Origin of the sequence: Paenibacillus terreus (assembly GCF_042138595.1) — a bacterium.
Classification (GTDB): Bacteria; Bacillota; Bacilli; order Paenibacillales; family Paenibacillaceae; genus Paenibacillus; species Paenibacillus terreus.
The window spans coordinates 135,219-156,233 of record NZ_JBHIRX010000002.1 but is presented as its reverse complement, the minus strand read 5'-3'; the positions used below and the strand labels follow the sequence as shown (position 1 = coordinate 156,233).

General features: G+C 50.3%; 21 protein-coding genes and 1 pseudogene. 3 read left to right on the top strand and 19 right to left on the bottom strand.

What is annotated here, in order from left to right; translation table 11 throughout:
* Positions 1–5 precede the first annotated feature (5 nt).
* A complete protein-coding gene (gene treC, locus ACE5KN_RS04910) occupies positions 6–1,706 on the bottom strand; it encodes an alpha,alpha-phosphotrehalase (RefSeq protein WP_375523323.1) in 1,701 nt (566 codons plus the stop codon).
* A gap of 277 nt (positions 1,707–1,983) precedes the next feature.
* On the opposite strand from treC, the gene ACE5KN_RS04905 reads away from it, so the two are divergent.
* Both ACE5KN_RS04905 and ACE5KN_RS04900 read left to right on the top strand, forming a co-directional pair.
* On the top strand, positions 1,984–2,361 hold the full coding sequence (locus tag ACE5KN_RS04905) for a MerR family transcriptional regulator (RefSeq protein ID WP_375533049.1): 378 nt from the start codon (positions 1,984–1,986) through the stop codon (positions 2,359–2,361).
* Between the two features lie 68 nt (positions 2,362–2,429).
* The gene (locus tag ACE5KN_RS04900) at positions 2,430–3,254 is read left to right on the top strand and encodes an NAD(P)-dependent oxidoreductase (protein ID WP_375523325.1); all 825 of its coding nucleotides are present in this window, start codon (positions 2,430–2,432) and stop codon (positions 3,252–3,254) included.
* 89 nt (positions 3,255–3,343) lie between these two features.
* Here ACE5KN_RS04900 and ACE5KN_RS04895 read toward each other — a convergent pair whose 3' ends face one another.
* The 18 genes and pseudogenes from ACE5KN_RS04895 to ACE5KN_RS04810 all read right to left on the bottom strand — a co-directional run bounded on the left by ACE5KN_RS04895 (position 3,344) and on the right by ACE5KN_RS04810 (position 19,969).
* A complete protein-coding gene (locus tag ACE5KN_RS04895; RefSeq protein ID WP_375523326.1) occupies positions 3,344–3,730 on the bottom strand; it encodes a BlaI/MecI/CopY family transcriptional regulator in 387 nt (128 codons plus the stop codon).
* Between the two features lie 252 nt (positions 3,731–3,982).
* On the bottom strand, positions 3,983–4,900 hold the full coding sequence (bla, locus tag ACE5KN_RS04890; RefSeq protein WP_375523452.1) for a class A beta-lactamase: 918 nt from the start codon (positions 4,898–4,900) through the stop codon (positions 3,983–3,985).
* A 320-nt stretch (positions 4,901–5,220) separates the two neighbouring features.
* Positions 5,221–5,598 carry a MerR family transcriptional regulator gene (locus tag ACE5KN_RS04885; RefSeq protein ID WP_375523327.1) on the bottom strand — a complete coding sequence of 126 codons (378 nt, stop codon included), beginning with the start codon at positions 5,596–5,598 and terminating at the stop codon, positions 5,221–5,223.
* Positions 5,591–6,412 carry an SDR family oxidoreductase gene (locus ACE5KN_RS04880; RefSeq protein WP_375523328.1) on the bottom strand — a complete coding sequence of 274 codons (822 nt, stop codon included), beginning with the start codon at positions 6,410–6,412 and terminating at the stop codon, positions 5,591–5,593. The genes ACE5KN_RS04885 and ACE5KN_RS04880 overlap by 8 nt, the downstream gene beginning before the upstream one ends.
* 228 nt (positions 6,413–6,640) lie before the next feature.
* A complete protein-coding gene (locus ACE5KN_RS04875; RefSeq protein WP_375523453.1) occupies positions 6,641–7,627 on the bottom strand; it encodes an SIS domain-containing protein in 987 nt (328 codons plus the stop codon).
* 121 nt (positions 7,628–7,748) lie between these two features.
* Complete coding sequence (locus ACE5KN_RS04870; RefSeq protein ID WP_375523329.1) at positions 7,749–9,200, bottom strand: NAD-dependent malic enzyme; 1,452 nt, start codon at positions 9,198–9,200, stop codon at positions 7,749–7,751.
* Between the two features lie 32 nt (positions 9,201–9,232).
* On the bottom strand, positions 9,233–10,432 hold the full coding sequence (locus ACE5KN_RS04865) for an MFS transporter (protein WP_375523330.1): 1,200 nt from the start codon (positions 10,430–10,432) through the stop codon (positions 9,233–9,235).
* 69 nt (positions 10,433–10,501) lie between these two features.
* The gene (locus ACE5KN_RS04860) at positions 10,502–11,095 is read right to left on the bottom strand and encodes an amino acid ABC transporter permease (protein WP_375533048.1); all 594 of its coding nucleotides are present in this window, start codon (positions 11,093–11,095) and stop codon (positions 10,502–10,504) included.
* Between the two features lie 10 nt (positions 11,096–11,105).
* Positions 11,106–11,834, bottom strand: a complete 729-nt coding sequence (locus ACE5KN_RS04855; protein WP_375523332.1) for an amino acid ABC transporter permease — start codon at positions 11,832–11,834, stop codon at positions 11,106–11,108.
* A gap of 25 nt (positions 11,835–11,859) precedes the next feature.
* Positions 11,860–12,600: an amino acid ABC transporter ATP-binding protein gene (locus ACE5KN_RS04850; RefSeq protein WP_375523333.1), complete on the bottom strand. Its 741-nt coding sequence runs from the start codon at positions 12,598–12,600 to the stop codon at positions 11,860–11,862.
* Positions 12,601–12,617: 17 nt separating this feature from the next.
* A complete protein-coding gene (locus ACE5KN_RS04845; RefSeq protein ID WP_375523334.1) occupies positions 12,618–13,523 on the bottom strand; it encodes a transporter substrate-binding domain-containing protein in 906 nt (301 codons plus the stop codon).
* Positions 13,524–13,720: 197 nt separating this feature from the next.
* Positions 13,721–14,149 carry a secondary thiamine-phosphate synthase enzyme YjbQ gene (locus ACE5KN_RS04840; protein ID WP_375523335.1) on the bottom strand — a complete coding sequence of 143 codons (429 nt, stop codon included), beginning with the start codon at positions 14,147–14,149 and terminating at the stop codon, positions 13,721–13,723.
* The gene (locus ACE5KN_RS04835) at positions 14,137–15,009 is read right to left on the bottom strand and encodes an amidohydrolase family protein (RefSeq protein WP_375523336.1); all 873 of its coding nucleotides are present in this window, start codon (positions 15,007–15,009) and stop codon (positions 14,137–14,139) included. The genes ACE5KN_RS04840 and ACE5KN_RS04835 overlap by 13 nt, the downstream gene beginning before the upstream one ends.
* A 30-nt stretch (positions 15,010–15,039) precedes the next feature.
* Entirely contained in the window at positions 15,040–15,822 is a 783-nt protein-coding gene (gene frlD, locus ACE5KN_RS04830; protein ID WP_375523337.1) for a fructoselysine 6-kinase, read from the bottom strand.
* A gap of 224 nt (positions 15,823–16,046) precedes the next feature.
* Positions 16,047–16,871: pseudogene (locus ACE5KN_RS04825) on the bottom strand (PfkB family carbohydrate kinase); the annotation flags it as partial.
* Positions 16,872–17,048: 177 nt separating this feature from the next.
* Positions 17,049–17,783 carry a UTRA domain-containing protein gene (locus ACE5KN_RS04820; protein WP_375523338.1) on the bottom strand — a complete coding sequence of 245 codons (735 nt, stop codon included), beginning with the start codon at positions 17,781–17,783 and terminating at the stop codon, positions 17,049–17,051.
* 288 nt (positions 17,784–18,071) lie between these two features.
* Positions 18,072–18,527 (bottom strand): NUDIX hydrolase, encoded by a 456-nt coding sequence (locus ACE5KN_RS04815; RefSeq protein ID WP_375523339.1) that lies wholly within the window; start codon positions 18,525–18,527, stop codon positions 18,072–18,074.
* Positions 18,528–18,646: 119 nt separating this feature from the next.
* Positions 18,647–19,969, bottom strand: coding sequence for an N-acyl-D-glucosamine 2-epimerase (locus ACE5KN_RS04810; protein ID WP_375523340.1), 1,323 nt, complete (start codon positions 19,967–19,969; stop codon positions 18,647–18,649).
* Between the two features lie 222 nt (positions 19,970–20,191).
* Between ACE5KN_RS04810 and ACE5KN_RS04805 the strand changes: the two genes are divergently transcribed.
* Positions 20,192–20,983, top strand: coding sequence for an SDR family oxidoreductase (locus tag ACE5KN_RS04805; RefSeq protein ID WP_375523341.1), 792 nt, complete (start codon positions 20,192–20,194; stop codon positions 20,981–20,983).
* Positions 20,984–21,015 lie beyond the last annotated feature (32 nt).

Here is a 21,015-nt window from a genome sequence, read left to right as displayed (position 1 = left end):
AATACTTACCGTATAATCCACATATATGAAGCAAACGGAGTCAGCTTGATCCGCTGCTGCAATTTAAGTTCGATATCTGTGTTGCCCAGCAGAAGTTCCGCATCCCTGTCCTTCATCATCTTCCAGGCACGTTCCGGGAGCCCGAATTCAGCCTCCTTACCGCTAAAGTTGGAAATGACAAGCAAGGTCTCGCTGCTGTTGCTGCGGCTGTACGCAAAAATCTGAGGATGCGCCTCGTCCAGCCGTTCATAGTTCCCATCCGTGAATACCTCGATCTGCTTGCGCAGCGCGATTAATTTGCGGTAATGATGATACACCGAATTCGGATCTGCCAGCTGCTGTTTCACATTGAGCGAAGGGTAACGTTCATCCACCTTGATCCATGGGGTGCCGCTCGTAAAGCCTGCTTGAGGACTGCCGTCCCACAGCATCGGGGTTCTGGAATTGTCCCGCGAGCGCTCCTTGATGATGCCAAACGCCTCTTCGGCGGTTTTGCCCCGTTCCTGCAATATCCGATACATATTCCTGGACTCGACATCCCGGATTTCATCTATGCTGTTCCACTGCGGGTCTGGCATGCCGATCTCTTCTCCCTGATAGACATAAGGGGTTCCCTGCAATCCGTGCAGAGTCGTTGCCAGCAGCTTGGCGCTTTCGGCCAAATACTGCCCGTCATCCAGAAAGCGGGATACGGCGCGCGGCTGGTCGTGATTGTTGAAGAACAAGGCATTCCAGCCCCCGCCCTGCTGCATTCCGAGCTGCCACTTGGACAGCAGGCTTTTCAGCTGCTCGAAATCGTACGTCATAAGCTCCCACTTGTTATTGTTCGGATAATCCACCTTCAGATGATGAAAGTTAAAGGTCATGGAGAATTCCTTTTCATCCGGGTTGGAATAACGTATGCAGTGCTCCAGCGTTGTAGAAGACATCTCTCCGACTGTCACCAAATTGTATGGCGCAAACACCTTCTCGTGCAGTTCCTTCACAAACTCGTGAACACGCGGCCCGTCCGTGTAATAGATGCGTCCGTCCGCCGGCTGATGCGGACCAAAGTCATCAGGGAACTGCTGATTTTTGGAGATCAGGTTGATGACATCCAGCCTGAAACCGCTGACACCTTTCTCCGCCCAAAAGGTCATCATTTTGATGACTTCATCTCTAACCTTCTCATTTTCCCAGTTTAGATCAGCCTGAGTCTTGTCATACAACGCAAGATAATATTGCTCTGTCGTTTCGTCATACTGCCACGCCGTTCCGCCGAATTTGGATTGCCAGTTATTCGGGGGTCCCCCATCAGGCGCCGGGTCTTTCCATATATAATAATCCCGGTACGGATTATCTTTCGATTTTCTGGATTCCTTGAACCATTCGTGTTCTGTAGAAGAGTGATTAACGACAATATCAATCATCAGATGCATACCGCGTTTTTTGAGCTCACGGACCAGCTCGTCAAAATCCTCCATCGTGCCGAAGTCAGGATTGATGCGATAATAATCCGCCACGTCGTAACCGTTATCATTTTGCGGACTGACATACACCGGCTGCAGCCAGACAATGTCAATGCCGAGATCCTTCAAGTAATCGAGCTTGCTGGTCAATCCCTTGATATCCCCCGAGCCCGAGCCTGTCGTATCCTTGAAGCTCTTCGGATAAACCTGATAGACCGTAAGCTTTCTCCACCAGTCCTGTTGCTTTGTACTGCTCATATAGAAGCCTCCACTATCGATGTAATGAAAAATGTAATCCCCAATCCAACAAAACATGTATATACAAGCAAGTTGATTCTATACCTGTATATACAAGTTGTCAATGGATATTTTATGCCATCGTCTGCCCGAATTTTAAGACTGCCGTTTTTTAACCCCTATTATCAAGCAGGTACAAGGCGCAAGTCTTCCTTTACAAGCGCTGGAAATGATGATATTATGCCAACATAACGTTAACGTCATGTTTATCCAGGAGCTGAAGTGAATGAAAGAACGCATGCGTATAGGGGATTTGACAGAACGGGCCGGCGTAACTCACCGTACGGTTCGATATTATGAAAGCATCGGACTGATTCCACGGGGTGAACGCGAGGGCAACGGGCAGCATTATTACACAGAGGAGACAGTTGCCCGGTTGCGGAAAATTGACCAGTTAAAGAAGCTAGGGCTCAGCCTGGAAGAAATACGGGACGTCATCGACCTCTATTTCACTGATGCCAGCGGAGTACAGCCAAAACAGAAAGTCCTCGCCCTCCTGCGCAAGCATCTTGCCGAAACAGACGAGAAGATCGATGCGTTACAGCAATTTCGCGCAGACTTGCAGACCAACATCGAACGCTTCGAGCACTGGTTTAAGGAGAGAGAGGCACACTAATTTTTTTACCCAAAACATGACGTTAACGTAACGTTTTTAATATACATTGAATTGGGAGGTTTATTGAAATGAGTGAAACCGTTGGATTCATCGGTCTTGGCAATCTTGGTTTACCCATTGCTTCCAATCTTCTTGATGCCGGCTATTCTCTCACGGTATACAACCGGACAGCCGGCAAAGCCGCACCGCTGGTTGAGCAAGGCGCCCGGTTAGCGTCCTGTCCTGCTGACACTGTGACACCCGCCGGCATTGTCATGACCCTGTTGTGGGATGATGAGTCTGTGGAAAGCATCGTCATGAGCGATGGTTTTTTGGAACGGCTGGGAACGGGCGGCATCCATGTCGGGATGAGTACGATCTCCCCGGAAATGGCGAAAAAGCTGGCGGCCATCCATGCTGAACATGGCAGCGTATATATGGAGGCCCCTATTTTCGGCAGACCCGAGGCAGCGGTTGCCCGCAAGCTTACGGTCCCTTTTGCCGGTCCAGAACAAGTGAAAGAACGAGTGCGGCCCATTCTAAAGGCAATGGGGGGAGAAGGACTTTTCGATTTTGGCGAAGAGGTCGGAGCTGCAACGGCTGTTAAACTCATCGGTAACTTCCTGATTGTCTCAGCCGGACAATCTATGCTTGAAGCACTTACAATGGCTGAAAAAAATGGAGTCGATCCCAAGCCTGTGGTTGACATGCTCACCCAGACCTTATTTTCTGCCCCAATCTATCAGAGCTACGGCAAAATGATTGCCGAGAAACAGTACAGCCAATTCACCCAAAGCAAGATTCCGCTCAAGGATGTCGGCCTCTTCCAAAAGACAGCCCAGCAGGTACAGTCTCCCACACCTATCTCCAGTCTTTTGCATGATATTTTGGAAAGCGCGCAGAAACAGGCATAGTATTCCATATATTTCTTACAGTCTTCATTTAACAAGATACGCACAGTCCGGGACGCCAAAATTCAGCCCTGGGCTGAGCGTATCCCATACTACCTGTCTCCCTCTTTGAACTTCTCATCCAAAATTTTTCTGAGTTCATGGATATCTTCTTTCGATACCTGCTCATGCTCCAGAAAATTCAGCACCATGGAATTTAATGCTCCGTTGTAGAAACGGTCCAGAAAGGTTTTGCTTTCGTGCTTGATGTACTCGTCTTCTTGAATTAAGGGAGTGTATACAAATACGCGGCTTTCTTTCGTATATGTCAGCGCCTTTTTCTTTACCAGCCGGAGCAGCAGGGTCTGGATCGTCTTCGGACTCCATTTGCTAGTCTTGGTGAGCTTTTCAATCACTTCATTCGTGCTGATCGGCGCATGGCTCCAGATCACTTTCATAACCTCGAACTCGGCATCTGATATTTGCGGCAATTCGTTCATTTCAGGAACCTCCATCGGACTGTGTAAGCTCCATTTATTATATAACTTGTAGTCTCATTCCTCCATTTCATTTGCAGATGTAGTAGAAATTGCATATCCATACTTAAACCACAAGAAAAAGATCAAAGGATCTCGTACGATTCCTAACTAGCAAAAAAGGCCGAAAGAGGAGAAGTTCCCCCCTATCTCGACCTTTTGCCCCTATAGTTTGAAAAAGAGACCATTTCCTCCGTTTCGGATGTTTTGCTGCAATTACTTCAAGGCATCCAATGCCGTCTTGGCCGCCTGGGCGATTAACTCATTGTCATATTCGGCATCCTTGGTATCACGGCTGGACAGCACCGCGATGATGATCGGCTCCCGATCCGGCGGCCATACGATAGCAAGATCATTGCGGGTTCCGTAGCTTGCGGCCCCCGTCTTGTCGCCGACCTCCCAGCCTTCCGGCACGCCTGCCCGGATTAATTCATCACCTGTGGTGTTTCTTTTCATCCAGTCGATAAGCAGCTCTTGTTTGTCAGCAGGCATGGAGTCGTCAACCGCCAGCACTTTGAGGCTCTGGACGAACGCTTTCGGAGTGCTGGTATCGCGGGTATCCCCGGGCACGGCTTCATTCAGCTCTGTCTCATAGCGTTCAGGCATTATTACCGTATCGCCAATTTCTCTCATCGCTTTTTCGAACCCTTCAGGTCCCCCCAACTCCTTGAGCAGCAGATTTCCGGCCGTATTGTCGCTATAGCGGATGGCCGCATCACATATCTCACTAAGGGTCATGCCAGTATCCACGTGCTGCTCCGTAATGGGTGAGTACGTAACAAGATCATCCTTGGTATATTTTATAACCTTGTTCAAATCATCATCAGTTGCTTGCCGTAAAATCGCTCCTGCTGCCAGAGCCTTGAATGTTGAAGCATAAGCAAAGCGCTCATCCTCTCGATAGGCAAGTTCCTTGCCTGTACCTGTATCCAGAGCATATACACCAAGCCGGGCGTCGAATTTGCTTTCGAGCTGCTCGAAAGCGGAATTCAATTCATTGGACGTATCCTTCTCAGGTGTCGGACTCGATGCGCCTGCTGATGGACTCACAGTATCCGCAGACTGATTTATAGCACCCGTTTTCGTACAGCCAACCAGTACAATCAGACAAAGCACCGACGCACATAAAGCCATTTTGTTTATACCCGTTAAGTATTTTTTCAAGATGTAACCCTCTTTTCACACTGATTCCGTTTAAGAACATACTTACAAGCTTTCATAGCATCTGTCCGGCACCACCACCTTGACCACTCTTTATGTATTACAATTGTAATACTTTAATTATTACATTCGTAAGTTTTAATGTCAAGTTCGGTTCTTATGTCCATAAAAGAAGCTAAGTCCAGAACCATTGCCTTATAAAACACAAAAGGACCCTCGTAAGAGAGCCCTTGTAATGGTATGATTTAGCTTGTAGTGGGTGTGTTCCCAAACTTCGTGATTGCCGAGATCCTTCAAAGCTGCTCCCTGTACATTTCAAGCTTGTGCTCAATCATGGACATATTTTTCATGAGCTGCTTGACCTGATTCGCCACCCGCTCCTTCTGCCGGTTCAAAAGCTTAACACGTTCCGGGATTGTTTTGTCTCCTTGAAGGGTTAATTGGGAAAATCCCTTCATTTCTTCAATGGTCATCCCGGTGTCCCGCAAACAGCATGCGAACCTCAGCCATTCCATGGCTTCCTCGTCAAAGACTCGTGCACCGAATTCATCTCGTTTAATAGGAGGGAGAATCCCTTCTTTTTCATAATAACGCAAGGTATGAATGGACAATCCCGTTTCTTCTGCTACCTGGCCGATTGAATAACTTATAAGAACCTCCTCCTTAGCCAAGAACTTGGGTTTTCATGTACGCCTTGAATTCCTCGTCACTTAATTGTTCCCGCTTCTTCAATATTTCTTCGGCATCTTTGCCCGCAGGATATCTTAATTGATCGCTTTCGTCCGTCGCAGCTTTATAAATCGTTTCGGCAACCACTTCCGGCGTGGCCTGAAGATGGGCATTATTTTGAACGAATTTCTCAAATTGCTTATTAAACAAATCTGTGAAACTATTATAGTCTGACAATGCCTCATGATTCAAACGTACGGCTGAACTGTACCACGGAGTATTCACAATACCTGGCTCGATCAATTTAACACGGATATTCTGGGAAGCCAGCTCATAGGACAACGATTCGGAAAAGCCTTCCACGGCAAATTTAGTTGCATGGTATAAAGAGGTCAGAGGGAACGTGATTCTTCCTCCTTGAGAGGAAATATTTATAATCAATCCATTCCGGTTTGCCCTAAAATGCGGCAGCACTGCTTGTGTTACGCGCATGAGCCCGAAAACATTAACGTCAAACTGGTTATGAATCTGTTGTTCGGTAGCAGCCTCAAAGATCCCCACTGCTCCATAACCGGCATTGTTCACAAGTACATTTATTTGCCCAAAACGCTCTATGGCTTCATTTACCGCTCGATGGATTGCTTCAGGCTGTTGAACGTCCATACGAGTGACAAAAACATTGTTATGGTTGGTGAGCTCTGTTTCTTTTTCCGGGGAGCGCATAGTTGCTGCGACGTTCCACCCTCGTTCTGCAAAATACATGGCAGTTGCTTTTCCAAGTCCTGTAGATGCCCCTGTAATCAAGATTGTTTTCATCATATAATCCTCCCTTTCATTAGATACTTTTTTAGTATAGTGCCTAGAGTTTACTCTATAGCAAGGCAAAGAATTTGTGAGGAAAACAGCTAAAACCAGGCGTACACTCCGTGTTACTGAAGACGGTAAATTCACACATGGCAGCGACGGGAATTTTGCTCACTGACTTCAAGACAAAAAAAGATGACCTCCAAGCAAAATTGGAAGTCATCTTTTTGTTTATTTTTCTTAATAAGGGACCTTGAACATATAACGTCTCGTTTCCAGGGGGTGGCCGGTGGCTGCGGCAAGCTCGACAGCGTAGACACGCAGCACGAAGTTAAGCAGAAGCGGTGCCAGGTAGCCCTTCATTTCCTCATCAATCCCGCTCATATCATAATCCTTGGCATCCAGAATGAGCAGCTTCTCGCCGTGTTCCTTCAGAAATTTAAGCGCTCTTTCTTCCATCGGACGTGTTTCGTCCAGGCCCATCAGCAGGATGAACGGCACATCCTTATCCAGTACCTCGAAAGGACCATGGAAGAACTCGCCGGCATGAATCGCATGCGAATGCTTCCACTGCATCTCCATCAGGATGCAAATCGCGAACGAGTAAGCAATCCCGTAGTTCACACCGCTGGCCATCGTATAGATCACCGGCTCATCCTTGGCAGCCTGGGCATACGCTTTGGCGTTCTCAAGCGATTGCTCCTTCGCTTTGTTCAGCACCGTGCTGAGACTGTCCAGGCTTTGCACCAGCTTCTCGTACTTCTTGTTTCCTTCCTTCACAGCGAGCAGCCCCATCGTTAACCGATACAAAATCGCATAATTTGCAATTTCAGGATGAGCGTCCAGTTGTCCTGGAGGCGCCCAGCTGTAGTTGACGATGAAATCCGACTCATCGGCCAGCGGCGCGGTTTCGACGTACATCAGGGATACAGTCAGTGCTCCTTTGCCTTTGGCAAATTTGGCCGCTTCTGTCGTTTCGGGCGTTTTTCCCTTATGGGAGCAGAGAATAACAAGGGAATCGGAGCCGAGGGTGGAAGGATTGCGGTAAATAAACTCGTTGGAGTTATACACCTCCGCCGTAATCGTAGTGGCTTCGCGGTCAATGAAGTACTTGCTCGGATGCATTAGAGCTGAGGAGCCTCCGCAGGCAACAAGGAATACCCGGTTGATCGTTCTTTCCTTATAAGCCTCAAGAATGCGGTTCACCTGCTCCTGTGCGGTCGTCAGTACATTAGCTACGCTCATGATTATGTCCTCCAAAATTTTATGTTGTTATATGTTGTATTATATTTACTTATACATTCAATGGTGTAAAATGTCAACACCAGTTTTTGCATTTTGCGCTGAACTACATCCGCCATGCCACTGGTGCCAATTCGTCTTCCTCGCTAACAGGAAGGCCAATGTCAGGTGGAATACGCCTGGCTGCTCCTGTCTGAATGGCCGCACGAATCACAGCCTCCCTCACCTTGGCAACAACCTGTTCATTGAAGATACTCGGGACGATATACAGCTCGCTTAGCTCGGATTCGCTCACCACCTCCGCAATTGCACCGGCTGCTGCCAGCTTCATCTGCTCATTGATCGTATTGGCGCGGCAATCCAGCGCGCCGCGGAACATTCCGGGAAAGACCAGAACATTATTAATCTGATTCGGGTAATCGCTGCGCCCTGTTGCGAAAATACGTACATGGGGCAGCGCTTCCTCCGGTGTAATTTCCGGCTCCGGGTTCGCCATGGCAAACACGATGGCGTCTTCCGCCATGGATTGAACATCCGCGGCTGACAGTACGCCGGCACGGGATACGCCAATAAACACATCGGCCCCCGCAATGACTTCGGAGAGCAGACCCGGCCGATCCTCGACCTGGGGTTGATCCGCAAGCCACTGCCACATCGGATGCTCGTACACGCCGCCCCGAAGGATCGCACCGAACCGGTCCACTGGGTTCAGACGCTTAACGCCTGCGGCAAGCAGCATTTTACAGATGGCTACCCCCGCTGCGCCAATGCCGTTCACCACCACACGCACGTCCTCCATCCGCTTGCCGGCAACCTTAAGCGCATTCATCAACCCGGCAACCACCACGATGGCCGTCCCGTGCTGGTCATCATGAAAGACCGGAATATCAAGCTCCTCCTGCAGCCTTTGCTCGATCTCGAAGCAGCGGGGCGAGCTGATGTCCTCAAGGTTGATGCCTCCGAAAATGGGACTGATAGCCTTCACCGTACGGATGATTTCCTCCGTATCCCTCGTATCGAGACAGATCGGGAAGGCGTCAACGTCAGCAAGCTGCTTGAACAGCATCGCTTTGCCTTCCATGACCGGCGCTGCAGCCTCGGGACCGATGTCCCCCAGCCCAAGCACGGCCGTCCCGTCGGTTACAACGGCAACTGTATTGCGTTTCAGCGTCAAGCTGTGCGCCTTCCTTGGATCATCCGCTATCGCCCTGCACACCTTGGCGACCCCTGGCGTATAGACACGCGACAGATCGTCACGGTTCCTGATCAGCATGGAGGGCTGAATAGAAATTTTACCGCCCAAGTGGGCAAGAAACGTGCGGTCCGACACGTGAATGACCTGAATTCCATCCAGCGATTTGAGCGCTTCGACCACGCCTTCATAACCGTCCCGCTCCAGCTGCACGTCAATATCGCGTACGGACGAATGAACACCCGACCGGACAACGTCCATGGCGACAATGTCCCCTCTATACTGTGTGATGACAGTAACCACTTTCTCAAATGAGGTTTTATCATGCTGTATCTCCAAACGGAGTATTACACTTTCAAATCCCATGGCTCCTCCCTCCTTTTTCAGAGACCTGTCGATTAAACTGTGGAGTTATGCAGCTTTTCGGTCCTGAGGCGGCCCAGCATGGCAAAACCGACAGCCCCAAGCACACTGAGTGCAGCCGCTCCACCGAACAGCAGCCGGTACCCGCCCGCCTCAATGACAAAGCCGCCGATGTTACTGGCCACGATACCGGCAATATTCGTGTAAACAACGATAAATAGCGAATGGGCCGTCGTCTTCGTATGAGCCGGGCTGTTGTCATACGCATAATTGATGCCTGTTGCCAGGAAGAGCGCGTAGGTGACCCCTGATAAAATCTGGTTCAGCATCAAAATTTCAAACGGAGGTTCAATGGACAGCACATACCAGCGGAGAGCCCCTGCGAGCGAGACCAGCGTAAGCGTTCTGACATAACCGAGCTTGCTGATAATATAGCCGGATAATAGAAACACAGGTATTTCCGCCACGGAGGAAATCGTATAGAGAATGCCGATTTTCCCCGATGCCTCTCCGCCGAAGTGACTGATATACACCGAATAGAACGCATTGTTCAGCTGCGGACCGATGGCGGCAACGAAGACGGGGATCAGAAAAAGTAGAAAGCTCCGTTCCTTTAGGAGGGGCAGCATTTCCTTGAACATCCCGCTGCGGCGTATCGCCAGGTTGTGTTTCTCAGCCTCTTCCCTTTGATTCGTATCGAGAAAAAAGCTGAGCAGACACATAACCAGCATCGTCCCAATATAAGCCGGAAAAAGCAGGGACAGTCCGTATTTATCGTAAAGAATGCCGAAGAAAGTCACGGAAAGCCCAAAGCTGAGCGAGCCAACGACTCGGATCGCACCATAGCCGAGCGCATTCTTCTTCGCATGTCTGACCGTTATGGCATCCACAACAGGCAGAGTTGCGGATGCAAACACAGCCAGCAGAATCGAAATGGCCACATAGAGGGCAAAATTGTGATCCGCAAATTGATACATCAGCATCACCCAGGGGGTAATGCCCATACTGCCGATCAAGACATATTTTGCGATGCCGTAATAGTCGATCAGCATCCCCCACACCGGCTGCATCAGAAAGCCGACCAGAGGCCCGATCGAGAAGATGAATCCGATTTGCTGCGCCGATAATCCGTCCTCTGCAAACCAGTAGCTGAGGAACGGAAGATAGGACGCATAGGCAATATAAAAGAAATAGTTATACACATGCATAAAATATTTGCGTATACCATCCGGCATGAGAGGGCCTCCAAGTCAATTTCCTTCACCCAGCGGCAGCTGGTCAGAATCGTTAAAATGCACGTGCAATTAGCGGTAGGCCCGCTCCAATCTTTTTGCCAACATGGACAGGGGATAACAGATGACGAAATAAACAGCCAGCACCAAGGTATACATCTGGGTGGCGATCGACAGGCCCTGCATCAGCTCCACCCGTTCGATGACGAGCTGGACGGATTTGAGAAAATCCAGATTGCCGATCAGCACCGACAATGATGTCGATTGAACCAGGTTGGACATCAGGCCGATCACGGAAGGCAGCATGCGCCGCACCGCCTGCGGCAAGATGATATAACGCATGATCTGAACCGGACTCAGCCCCAAGGCCAGCCCCGCTTCCGTCTGGGTTGGCGGAATGGATTGAATGGCCCCACGTACGGCTACGGAAATGTTGGCGCTGCTCCACAGGCTGAGTGCGATCATGGCTGAAACATAGTTGTTGACTTCAATGCCCATTTCCGGCAGCAGGAAAAAAACGAGAAACAGGGTGATAACAATAGGGAGGCCGCGAAACAGCTCCGCGTACCCCTTCATAAGCATGGAGACCGTCCGGTTATGCGCTGTCTGCAGCACCCCGACGATAATTCCGAGCACAAGCGCAATCCCGAGGCAGCTTAAGCTCAACAGGATCGTATTAATCAGCCCGTCGAGGAGAAAGTTTAAATTTTTCGATAAAACCTCCACTTAAACCCCTGCCTTTCGTGGTGTTTTTTTTATAATCCAGCTTGCGCTCAATACGTCCGAACAAATATGAGGTACCCCAAATCAGAAGAAGATAGATGGCCGCGATTGTCAGCAGCATTTCGTAGGTTTTGAAATCGTAAGCGATCCGGTCCATGGCCATAAAAGTCATCTCCGCAACCCCGATACTGGTGAGATAAGCCGAGTTCTTGATCACCGACACAGCGGTGTTGCTGAAGGCCGGGAAGCTGATCCTGAACCCGAGCGGAATAATGATATGACGCACGATCTGGCCTGTGCTCAAGCCCAAGGACTGCCCGGACTCGATCAGCGCGTGCGGCACGGCATCCGTACCGCCGCGGAAGTTCTCCGCCGCGAACGCCCCGCCCCACAGGGAAAGCGCGATGATCCCGACGGTTAAAGCGGACAGCTTGATCCCGAAGGCCGGCAGGCCGAAGTAAAGGAAGAATACATGCACCAGCAGCGGCGTATTGCGAATAACGTCTACATACACAGCAACAATTTGCGACAAAACCGGAATTTTCAACGTTCGCACCACAGCACCGCCCATGCCGATGATCAGCGAAAACAGAATGCTGACGACACTGATATAAATGGTCAGCTTCAAGCCCGTGAGCAGCAGCGGAAGGGTGCCGATAATATAACCAAAATCAAAGTTCACGCCATGACCTCCTTTCGCTGTCTATCTACATGGCATTCCGCAGGAACTGACGAGTGCGTTCCTCTTGCGGATTGCCGAATACCTGCTCCGGCGGTCCCTGCTCCACAATGACGCCCTGATCCATGAAAATAATGCGGTCGCCGACATCGCGGCCAAAGCCCATTTCATGCGTCACGATTAGCATAGTGGTCCCGCGGGAGGCCAGATCCTTCATGACATCCAGCACGTCCCGTACCCGCTCGGGATCAAGCGCGGAGGTCACTTCATCGAACAGCAGGACTTCAGGATTCATCACAAGCGAACGGGCGATGGCCACCCGCTGCTGCTGTCCTCCCGACAGTTGGGACGGATAGCTGTCCGCCTTGTCGAGCAGCCCCACCTGATCAAGCAGCGCTCTGGCCTGCGGCAGCACCTCGCTTTTGGCCCGTTTTTGCACCTTCATTGGGGCAAGCAGCAGGTTTTCCATCACGGTCATATGCGGAAACAGATTGTAGCTCTGAAACACCATACCGATCCGCTGCCGGACATTCTGCAGCGCTGCCGGTGTGTACTCTATTTTCTCGTCATCAATGTATACCTCTCCGCCGTTAATGCTCTCCAGACCGTTGATACAGCGGAGGAGTGTGCTCTTGCCCGATCCGCTCGGCCCGATGATCACAATCACTTCCTGTTGGTGCACATCAATATCGACGCCGCGCAAAATCGTGTTATCGCCATAACGCTTCTGTAAATTACGTATGGATAATTTCGGTTGGTTTGTACCCATGCAGTTCCCTCCCTCGTTTATTTGGCGCCGTCAGGTCTTGGAATCATTTGCATCGGGTCGAGATCGCCCGCTCTCGGCATGTATTGTTCGATCAGCGTTTTGAAGTAGTCTTCTTTTCTCATCTGCTCAAGCGAGCCGTTTACAAAGTTCAGCATTTCCGTATCATTTTTACGGACTCCGATGGCCATGGGGGCAAAAGCAACCTGGTCGCCGACAATCGTATAATCAGGTGAAGTTTTAACGAACTCGGACATCAGGACAGCATCATGGAACATGGCATCCGCACGGCCGTCTTTCAGGGCGCGGAACGCGTCCGCATTGCTTTCGATCTTGATCTGCTCGGCAGTTGGCACGTTCTCATCCAGGTACGTGGAGCCTGTTGATCCTTTGATCACGATCACCTTCTTGCCGGCAAGGTCAGGGATAGCCTTGATGTCACTGCCCTTTTTGACTACCGTGATAGCCCCGCCATCGAAGAAACTGGTCGAGAAGTCGACCTGCTTCTTGCGTTCCTCGGTAATGCCAAGCGTTGCCGCGATAAAATCAATTTTGTTGGATTCGAGGTATGGAATCCGGTTGGTGGCATTGACCGGCACGAATTCGACTGCATTCTCATCGCCAAAGGCGTATTGCGCCATCTTCTTGACCACCCCGATTTCGTACCCGGCGTTCTGTCCCGTTTCATCCAGATAACCAAGCGGCGGATAATCGACCTTGACACCTACAACAAGCTTACCCCGCTCCTTGACGGCAGCCGGCAGTGCCGGCACATCCGCCGACGCTCCTGTAGCAGCCGAACCGCTTCCCGCTCCAGTCTTGGCGGAGTCCCCGCCTCCGCTCGCGTTATTGCCGCAGCCTGCCAGAAGGAGCAGCACAATCAAGGAATATACCGATACCCATTTGCCCATCATTGATTTTCGCATCACATTTTTCATGTTCCATCCTCGCTTTCAGCTGCTGAAATTTGAGAAATGCTGTATGATCGCACACTCCGCTTAACGGACAGTGATATTCCCGAACACCTCGGACAAGCGGTTCAGACTTTCCTTTGTAAACCTTTCCGGCTCCCAGTTATACTGCGGACCGATCAACTCCCCGGCCCTGAAGGTTCCTCCTTTGCTTACTCTCCAATGACCTGAATGTACACCTTCCGGCCCTTGGGTCCGTCGAACTCAGCAAGATATACATCCTGGGCATCCCCGGAGATCATTTTGCCGTCCTGTACGACGAACATGCAGCTGTTGCCGGAGAGCATCGATTTCAGATGGGAGGGAGAGTTGCTGCCCGTGGCGCCATATGACGGGAGGAAGTGTGCGTGGGCATATGGAAAATCCTTGGGCACCAGCCGCTCCAGCAGCTCCTCGATGTCTGTTTCAACACATTCCAGCCCTTCGTTCACCATGATGCCTGTTGTCGTATGCGCGGATATCACGGCAGCAAGCCCGTTCTGCACTCCGCATTCCTCGATAAAGGCTCGAACCTCATCCGTAATTTTGATCATCTGGAACTCTGCTGTTGATCGCAGCATAATTGTTTTCAGTTTAACCACGGCCGTTCGTTCCTCCTTTCGCCCAGGAAGACCTGCGCATTCCCGCCAAGGATTTTCTGCAGCGTCTTGGTTCTGAAATTCATCGCCTTCAGTGCCGGAAGCAGCCGCTTCGCTTTAAAGCGGGGGCTGTTTGTGCCGAACATGACCTTATCGTTCAGGTTGCGCTCGATCCAGAGCGGGCCCATGTTGACCTGGAATACCTGCTTGAAAAAATCAAGGGCATTGTCCATATGCAGAAGCGAGGTGTCTGTAAACACGTTCGGATATTTGAGCAGCAGCATGACCGTCTCGTGAACCCAAGGCCAGCCGAAATGGGCCAGGCACATGCGAAGTTCCGGATATTTAATTGCTACCTCCTCGAAGTGCAGCGGGTGAGAATACTTGGCAGGCGCATCCGGTTCCCAGCTCATGCCTGCATGAAACATAATCGGTTTGTTGAATTCCAGGCATTTTTCATAAATGCCCTTCAGCTTGTCATCATTGGGATAAAATTTTTGCTTGGAAGGATGAAGCTTGAGCCCTTGCAGGTCCAGCTCCCGAAATGCGTAATCCAGCACCTCCAGCGCATCGCTGCGATGGGGATCTACGCTGGCAAAGCCGATAAAACGATCTGGTGCAAGCTCTACGAGCTGTCTCACCTCTTCGTTGGAGACGATCCATCCGCTGCTTTGCGTAGTCAGGTCTATGGGAAGGAGGATGGATCGGCTGACCTGCATGTAGTCCATTTCCTGCAGGACTGATTCAATCGGACTTGGGGATTGCTTGAACACACCGAATTGCTGTTTCCGGTAGTCCAGCACTTGCTTGTCCCCGCTGATCGCTTGATAAAAAATGGGATGTGTGTGTACGTCGATGATCAATTCATAATCCGCCTTTCTGCCGGCCCGGCATTAGTAAGGTTCGAATCTGGATACGACTGCAGCTGCTATTTTCGCTCCATGCCTGAGCGATTCGGGGATCGTCCAGCCTTGCAGCTGTCCGTACATAAAGCCTGCACAGAATGAGTCTCCCGCACCGACCGTGTTGATAACCTCTGCCTGGACAATGCCTTCCCGGTAAAGAGATTTTCCATCATAAGCAAGGCTGCCATGCTCGCCCAGGGTAACCACCACCATTCGCGGTCCCTGGCTGTATGCCCATTCAATGAATTCCTGGATATACTCGTCTTCCTGTGTGTAGGAGAAGAAGGCATAGTCTGTATCCGGCAGGATCGGTCCGGCAATTTCTTTCTTCGTGCGTGTCGAGAAGTCATAAATGATCTCGATGCCCTCATTGCGGAAGTAAGCAAGATGCTCATTGATACGTCCGGATAGATTGGTATGAATCGCCTGGTGCTGGAGCACGAACGCCTTGTCTTCTTCCGTCAGCGAGAAATCTGCCATTACGCCTTCGATCTTCTCCTTATGCACCCGGTCGTTGCCGTTCAGCTCCATGATAAAAACGGCCGTGCTGCCCTCACGAATATGCATGTGAGAGACGTCAACCTGTTCTTCCCGCAGCTTATCCATCATCAAGGCTCCATATAGATCATTGCCGACAACGCTTACCATCGAAGCCTGAGCCCCCAAACGGCTCATATGAATGACAAAGTCTACGCTGTTGCCGGTCGGATAATATTGGTTCAAATTCTCATACCGGTCAATGCAATTAAAACCTACGCCTGCTACACGCATACCGTCCTCCTCATCTGCAGTCTCTGCGGTACTTTTGTTATAAGATTGTATATGTTGTTATATTATAAGATATACCATCTAGGTGATAGCATAGTCAACAACAAATTTTAATGAAAATGTTTTCTTGATGTCAGGTGTTGGTGTTCAGCTGCAAAATTTCTGAAAAAAACGGAAATAAAAAAAGAGTATGTGATAATACATCACATACTCTTTTGAAAACGAGCTTATTTTTTCATACTGTAACCAAAAGCTCCATAATGCGCACAAGTGGCGGCAGCCGATCGGGCGGCTTGTACTAGCGCCTCCTGCATCTTCCACGTACCATGGTAGGCAGCAAGAAAAGCGCCGATAAAGGAGTCTCCGGCCCCCATCGTATCAAGAATATCAGCAGGCACCGGCGGCTGTTCATATCGAACACCCTCCACGGAAAACTGGGCCGGCTCCGCCCCGCGAGTAACTCCAACCACCTTAACCCCCAATTCATGTACATATGCCGTAAGATCCCTGATGTCGTCCATACTCATATCACTGCCCGAGAAAAAGGCATAGGCCAGATGCGGACATACTTGTTTTAAATAGTCCTCATTCCAGCGCTTGCTCGTCGAAAAGTCGAAGGAAACCGGCCATCTGGAGAGGCGTTCAAGCTCATGCTCGATGTCGCTGTTTACACTGGTATGGATGAGATCGTATTGTCCGATATAAGTCAGATCTTCCTCGGTAAGTCTAAGCTGAAGCAGGGAGGGCATGCGGATTCCACGATTGGTTCCTACAAAAATCCGGTCCCCTTCTTCATTTAACGCGACGGTTGCCTCCCCATTAGGTCCGTACGCACGGCGGATGCGTGCAGCGTCGATCCCTTCCCAGCTCATCGTCTCAAGGACGTGCAAAGCGGCCGCGTCGTCTCCCGTAATGCCGATATAAGCGCAGGCTTCCGCTCCGTTTCTCTTCGCGGACACGGCTACGTTCAAGGCGTTTCCTCCCGGATAAATCAGACCCTGGTCCAAATAAAAATCAACAACATTATCACCGATTGCAACCAGCTTCATGAAGCAGCGCCCCCAAACTTGTCATCTGTTGTATTATAATAATTAATACAAAAATACAAAGGATACGTCAAGCACAAAAAAGGCTTTCGATTATAAACTCAGCGGTTCACGCTGATGTACATAACCAAAAGCCTTGTTAACTGCTGCTGCTTCATGCACCACGAACCTGCATCGTGAGTACTAGCCGCGTTTTCCGGTATTAATCGTAAAGATCACCTTGCTCGCCATATAGATGGATTGCGAGTAATGGATCGGCCTGTCCTCCTGGTCATAGCTGATTTTATCGAGCAGGTATAGCGATGTGCCCCGGTCACAATGAAAGAGGTTCGACTCATATTCTGTCGACAAGATCATTTCCAGCGTTTTTTCCGAATAGGTTGGTTCAATGGCGTAACGATTCTTTAAAATTTGATAAGTGGACGGCGACTCCCCGATATGCTTTTCCAGATCAGGCAAAATGCCAAGCGGAAAATAAGAGGTCTCGATAATAAACGGCTGGTTATCGATAAACAAGAGACGATGCAGCTTCAGCACGGGATCATTTTCACGGATTTTAAAGGTGTCAGCCAGCTTTTCATCCGCTTCAATCACGATGTTGGACAGAATTTGCGAGCTGGGCGTTTTGCCGGACGTAGTTGTAATATCCGAGAAGCTGCCCACCGAGATCAGCTCCCGCTTCTCCTTCAATTCACGCACATAGCTGCCCTTGCCCTGTTGGCTGTGCAGAATTCCTTCCTCCACCAGATCCGTAATCGCCCGTCTGACGGTAATGCGGCTGACGCCATAGGTTTTGCCTATTTCCGCTTCGGGCGGCAGCTTCTGGCCCGCTTTATACACCCCTCTGGAAATGTCCTCTTTAATAATTTGCTTCAACTGCAGGTATAGCGGACTTTGGCTCGATACGTTTAACTTCATTTCATTTCTCCTTCAATGGGTTTCATCACAGATTATTTATGTGATTAATTATTATGTCATATGTTGTCATATATTAAATTACTTATTTATCATACTAACATACACGGCTGAGATAAGAAATACGGCGAGATGAAAATAGGGCGCAATGCGCCCTTGTCCAGTACCTTCTATAATTGGTCAAACAGGATAAAAGCGATTTTCATTTTGCACCGGCCTTTCAACTTGATTAAACGATGGATGATTCTCTGTGAATCATACACAAAGGAGATGCCCTGTAGCGCAATGTCACTACCTCCCCGGGTTCTTTTCAAGAAACCTGCTGATTAAGGGCACGTCCGGCGGCGACAGCTCGCCCGGGATTTCATCAAAAGCAAAAAAACGCACCTCTTTGGTTTCAGTGCCATCTTCCACAGGTTCACCGGCAAACTCAGTACATTCGTACGCGGCCACAACATTGTATACCTCGTCGCCGTTTGGGTACTTATAATACAGGTCTTTCCCGGAGAAAACATGAAGCAGTTCAAGCTTCCCGGCAGTCAGGCCCGTCTCTTCAAAAAGCTCCCGCACAGCCGTCTCCTCCAGGCTTTCTCCAAGCTCCATCGTTCCTCCCGGCAGCGCCCACATTCCATTGTCAGCTCTACGTACGAGCAGCAATTCCCCGTTACGATGCAGCAGCACACAACCTCCGGCCATAATAATCGGCCTGGAGCCGACCAGCCTCCGTATTTCGCTTATGTATCCCAAAATAAAACTCCCTTCCATCTGCAGGATCTTCCAGGATTTCTATTTTCGCAGGTGAATATAGCACTTCCTATTAAATTACAATATATGAATATTGAATAATTTTCCATCATTATTAGCAGCTATTTCATCACTTCTCCCCGATCTTCTACCAGGACTGTATATCCCGCAGGCGTCTCATGCCCTGCCCGCTCCTTGAACAGCCATAACTCCGGCGTATCCCGGATACCCTGCATCTCCAGCTCAAACGCCTCCGATGGGAGCCGCTCCACCTGCAGAAAAAGACGGTTCCCATCTGTTTCAGCTTCTCTCAGCTTTAGAGCTTCCCGGGTTCCATCGGTTTTGAGCGCATAAGCTTCTATCGACGTGCGGCCGACAGGAGTGATACGTTTGCTGAAGGTCACGATTAGTTCGTCATCACCGGAACGGACGGTCTTTACCGGAAGGGGAGGTTCATCATACATATAACCGCCCAGATGGTATTCGTAGGCTGTCCATGCGTCGTATCCGTACTCACGTACTGACGAGCTGAACGCTGCAAGCCAATCCCTGCCCTTGACCATCCGCTCCAGTGAGCCGATATCTGCTTGTACACCGAGCGGAAGCCCTGGAAAAGCAGCCCGGATCGGATCGGCAAAACGTTGGTACTCTGCAATATAATCTGGTGGAAGCTTCGGCCGCATCCAGTCCGGCCAATGGGTCTGCAGCACATGCATATCCGGTCGCACCCTGCGGATCATTTCAACGGCATCAATGCCCTGCCACTCCCGGAGCTTGGCTGGCGCCAATCCCCGTCTGTCCCTTACCGCCAGCGACCAGGTTGCAATCCGTATGTCAGGTCTGGCCTCTCGCACGCCGCCGGAGCCGTTCACCAGCTCGTCAATCAACCCGTTCACCGCATCAACTCTGAACTCAATCCACCGCCGGTAAAGCTGTGGGACTCTGCGGTAATAATTTGCGGCCCACTTGTTGCGGAATTCGGGCATCTCCGTTCCGTACCTTTCCTTGAACGCACGCTGCGCATGCGTACCGATGTCTCCGTAAATTCCGCTGCGCAGCCCGTTCCACTCCGGAAAATACGGCTCCGCCACTTCAAACCCGTCGAAGGGAATTTCCTTCACGAGGCGCGCAGCCGCATTCTTTTTCCACTGTACATACTCTTCCGCAAAATGGGACAACCGCTGGAAGCTATCCTTCGGCTCCCGCAGCAGCTCCATTTTCCAATTACTCCACTGCGGGGGAAGATGAGACACACCAAAGGAGCCGTTGCCAAGCACCATGGCCCACACTGCGATCCCCCTTCGCTGAAGAGCATCTATAATGCGTGTATGTATTTTATTTTCCTGTACGACAAAATAATGGACGGTGCGGTAACCCGCACTCTCGATTTCCTCCGCCACACTTTCCGCGGATCTCCCTTCATAATAAGGAAACAGCGGATCCATTTGAATGCTAGGTCCTTGTAAGACCCAGGGTTTCATTGCGTAATCTGTTCTATTGACGTTTTGTGACATGGGCGACCTCCTGAATGAATAGGTTTGCCTTGGTAAAGGGAACCCTTTTATACATTATGGTTACCCCTGCATGATTCATTCTCTTCCTCTTGAGGGTATAACGAGACTAGGAAGACCAGGGAGCAAAAGTTCGGAACAGGAGGAGCAAAAAATATGGCAGATCAGCGATTGCAAGGTAAAGTGGCGATTGTAAGCGGTGGGGGTTCGGGCATCGGGAATGCCACCGCCATTTTGTTTGCAAAACACGGGGCCAAAGTAGCTATGCTTGACCGTACCCCGGAGAAAGCGGAGAAAACGAAAGCTGAGATTGAAAAGGCAGGCGGCGAAGCGCTTGTCGTAGAATGTGATATTGCGAAAACGGACATGGTCGAGGCAGGTATGCGCAAGGTGGCCGACACCTTCGGAAAGATCGACATTGTATTCGCCAACGCAGGCATCAACGGCTCCATGGCCCCGATCGAAACGATGGAAATCGACGATTGGGATATGACGATGAACATCAACCTGCGCGGCACGTTTGCCACGGTGAAATATGCGATTCCTTTTCTTAAAAAGAACGGCGGCAGCATCATTATTACCAGCTCGGTCAACGGCAACCGGATTTTCTCCAATGTCGGTTTTTCCGCTTATGCCTCCACCAAGGCGGCCCAGGTTGCTTTTATGAAAATGGCTGCCCTGGAGCTGGCCCGCTATAAAATCCGCGTCAACGCGGTATGTCCCGGGGCTATCGAGACACAGATCAGCGATAACACCTATCCTTCCGATGATCTGAAGAAAGTACAGATTCCGGTGGAATTCCCGGAAGGCGACCAACCGCTGCGGCATGCGCCGGGCGAGCCGGAGCAGGTGGCCAACCTTGTCCTGTTCCTGGCCTCCGACGAAGCCTCTCATGTGACAGGAACCGATATTTATATCGACGGTGCCGAGTCTCTGCTGCGCGGGTAGTAAAGGAAGCCCGGGCACTTGCATTACAGCAG